The sequence below is a fragment of the Calidithermus terrae genome, from assembly GCF_003574345.1.
In the GTDB taxonomy this organism is placed as follows: Bacteria; Deinococcota; Deinococci; order Deinococcales; family Thermaceae; genus Calidithermus; species Calidithermus chliarophilus.
On sequence record NZ_QXDL01000317.1, the window covers coordinates 1 to 3,234 of the forward strand.

The 3,234-nt window shown below is 73.0% G+C and carries 1 protein-coding gene and 1 pseudogene; both read left to right on the forward strand.

What is annotated here, in order from left to right; translation table 11 throughout:
• Positions 1–994 (forward strand): annotated as a pseudogene (locus Mterra_RS22620) (hypothetical protein); the annotation flags it as partial.
• A gap of 84 nt (positions 995–1,078) precedes the next feature.
• A partial coding sequence (locus Mterra_RS20000) for a coiled-coil domain-containing protein (RefSeq protein WP_147372967.1) occupies positions 1,079–3,234 on the forward strand: 2,156 nt, incomplete at its 3' end.

Here is a 3,234-nt window from a genome sequence, read left to right on the forward strand (position 1 = left end):
GGCCCAGCCCGCCCCGGCGCCTAAGCCCGCCGCGGTCCGCCCGGTGGTGGCGCAGTCCACCCCCGCCGCCGGCCCGGCCCACGCGGCGACGGGCGGCCACGAGGAGCGCTACGAGGGCAAGCTCGACGCCGGGACCCAGGCCCGGGTGAACGCGGTGCTGGCGCGGCTGGGCTTCGCCGGCTTAGGCGACTGGGTGCGCTCCATGAACCTCGACCTGCGCGCCCGCCTGGGCGAGGCCACCGCCCACGTCAAGACCGGCAACTTCGAGGAGGTGCGCGAGTACCTCGAGCTCGCCCACGACGCCTACAAGGAGCGCTACTACCCCGTGGTGCAGGTCCTCGACCCGGCCTTCGCCGACCGCTTCGACCGGCTGCTGGGGCGCATGCAGGACGCGGTGGGCCTGCGCGCCACCGACCTGGCCGTGGCCCTGGCCGAGGTGCAGGAGGTCGAGGAGCGGCTGGAGGGGCGCAGCCTGGGCTTCAACCACACCCTGCAGGTGCAGCTCGAGCTGCTGCTGCTGGGCATCCCCCGGGCCTTCTTGTTCATCCTGGCGGCGCTTTTGGCGGTGTTCCCGCTCTACCTCGTCAACCTCACCTTCGGCGGGCGCAACGCCTACTGGCGCCTCTTGGGCCTGGCTTTCTTCTTCCTCTTCCTTCCCGCCGTGATCGAGGGGCTGGCCTACGTCAGCGCCATCCTGGCCGACCCCCGCTTCGGCAACCTGACCTTCCTGGCGCCCCTCTCGACCTTCTCGATCCAGGGCAGCCTGATCGCCCAGCTTTTGTGGGGGCTCACGCTCTTCCTGGTGATCGGCCTCTCGGCGGCCGGCCTGCGGGGGATCGCCGTGCAGTTCGGGCTCATCCAGGACCGCCGCGCCCGCAACACCACCACCGTGGTCCAGACCAACCCGGGCCTCGCCGCCACCGCGCCCATGCGCACCGCGCCCGACCCCAAGCTCACCAGCGAGACCATCGTGGAGTGGGACGAGGAGTTTTAATCGTCCCTGAACGAACCTGGCCCTCGGCGGCGGAACCCGAGAAGGCAGCGGGCTTGAGGTAACTTAGAGCTGGAGGCGTCGCAAGTGTCTTTGTACCAGAACCTGTATCAGTCGCTCGAGCCCCTGCTCGGCGCCAAGACCCAGTCCATCCTGGAGGAAGGCGTGCGGCGGCTGGGGGTTGACCCCGACCGCCTGGACGTCGGACAGGCCGAGAGCATCCTCAAACGCCTGGTCTACCGCGAGCTGCAGGCCAACCGCACCCCCGCCGAGGCCCGCGGCCTCGTTGACGGCCTGCTCAAGGAGCTGCGCGAGCAGGCCGGGGCCGAGGTCGGGGGTGGGCTGGCGGCGCTGGAGTCGGGCTTCAAGCGCTTCAGCCTCTACCTCGACTGGCCCGAGGTTGCCCGCCTGCGCGGCATCCTCAGCGTGCTGCGCAAGGAGCCCGAGGGCGCCGAGGCCAGCCGCATGCTGCGCGAGGGCCAGGAGCTGCTGCAGCAGCTCGAGGAGCGCCTGCAGAGCGCCCTGCTGCGCCAGACCCGCGACATCGCCGACCTTCAGGCGGTGTTCGAGCGGGTCAAGATGATCGGCGGGCCCAAGATCCGGCGCCTGGAGTCGCTGATCCGCCAGATCCAGGAGGCCCACTCCGGCGAGACCTTGGCCCAGGCCGAGGTCGAGCGGGCGCGCACCCTGGCCGCCGAGCTGCGCAAGCTGGTGGAGTCGAGCGCCATCAGCGCCCCGCGCAACGCCACCGAGCCCGCGCTCTTCGTCGAGGACGAGGACGAGCCGGTGGTGGCGGCCGAGCCGCTGGTGGAGACCGACGCCCCCGAGGCCGCCCCGGCCACCGGCGAGGCCTGGGACATCGTCATCGACCTCGACAGCCTCAGCCAGGAGCAGCAGACCCGCATCCGCGAGATCGACCTCGCCGAGGACCGCCGCCGCCTCGAGACCCTCAAGGAGCGCTACGCGGCGGTGCTCGCCCGCGCCGGCGTGGCCGAGGAGCTGGCCCGCCTCGAGGGGGAGCTGGCCCAGGGCAACCTGCTGGGCGAGGCGCTGGGCGCCTTCGAGGAGCGGCTCAAGGCCGCGCAGGCCGAGGCCCTCTCCGAGGCCCGCGCCCGCTACGAGTGGCTCAGCGACCGCATGCGCCAGCTCTCCGCCCCCGAGCACCGCGACGACGTGGACACCGCCAAGCTCGCCGCGCTGGCGGCCCGGCTGGCCCAGGCCCTCGAGGCCCTGCGCGCCGAGGCCGAGTCGGCGCTGGCGACCTACCGCGACCACCCCCAGGTGCAGGCCTACCTGGCCCGCCTGGCCGAGGGGCAGCCCGAGGAGGCCGGCCTGCAGACCCTGCGCCAGGACTTCTCTGCGCTGATGGTGGCCCTCACCAAGGAGCAGAAGGAGCGCGACGAGAGCCTCAAGCGCTCCAGCCTCAAGGCCGCCGCCCAGGCCCTGCCGGCGGTGGCGGGCCTGGAGGTCCACCACGCCCAGCTCCTCCAGCAGATCGAGACCCCCGGCAACGACCTCGTGGCGCTGGAGAACTACCTGCACCAGCTCACCCAGCGCACCCGCGACCTCGTGGCCCAGCGGCTGGAGGCCCTGGCCCAGAAGGCCCAGGAGGCGGGCGTCGAGCTCGCGGGCCTCTCCGACGCCCGCGCCGCGCTGGCCGAGGGGCGCATCCCCGACCCGGCCGCCCTGGAGCGGCAGCTCGAGGAGCGGCTGAACGAGCAGGCCAACCAGCGCCGCCGCCAGCTCGCCGGGGAGCTCAGCCGCTACGAGGCCGCCGCCCAGGGCCTGCGCGGCCTGGGCGAGGACAGGCTGATGAGCCTGGTGGCCGACGCCCGCAACCGCCTGGCGCTGGGCGAGATCCCCGACACCGCCCCCATCAAGGCCGAGCTGGCCCGGCTGGTGCAGGTGCAGGACAACCTCCGCGCCGAGGTGGCGGTGAGCCTGGCCCAACTGCTCGAGCGCTTCAACGCCCACCGGGCGATGGGCGGCGAGACGGTGATCCGCCTCAAGCCGATGATCGAGTTCCTCACCTCGGCGGTCGAGCGCCTGGGCCGCGTCGGGCCTTCGGGCATCCTCGAGGTGCGCCAGGCCATCGCCGAGGCGATGCCGCTGGTGGACCAGCTCGAGCAGGAGCACAAGGCCGCCATGGCCCTCATGCAAGACCTCAAGGGCGGCGAGCTCGACGCGCTGCTGGGCATCTTCGACGCCCAGCCCCAGGCCGCCCCCAGCGCCCCCGCGGGCAC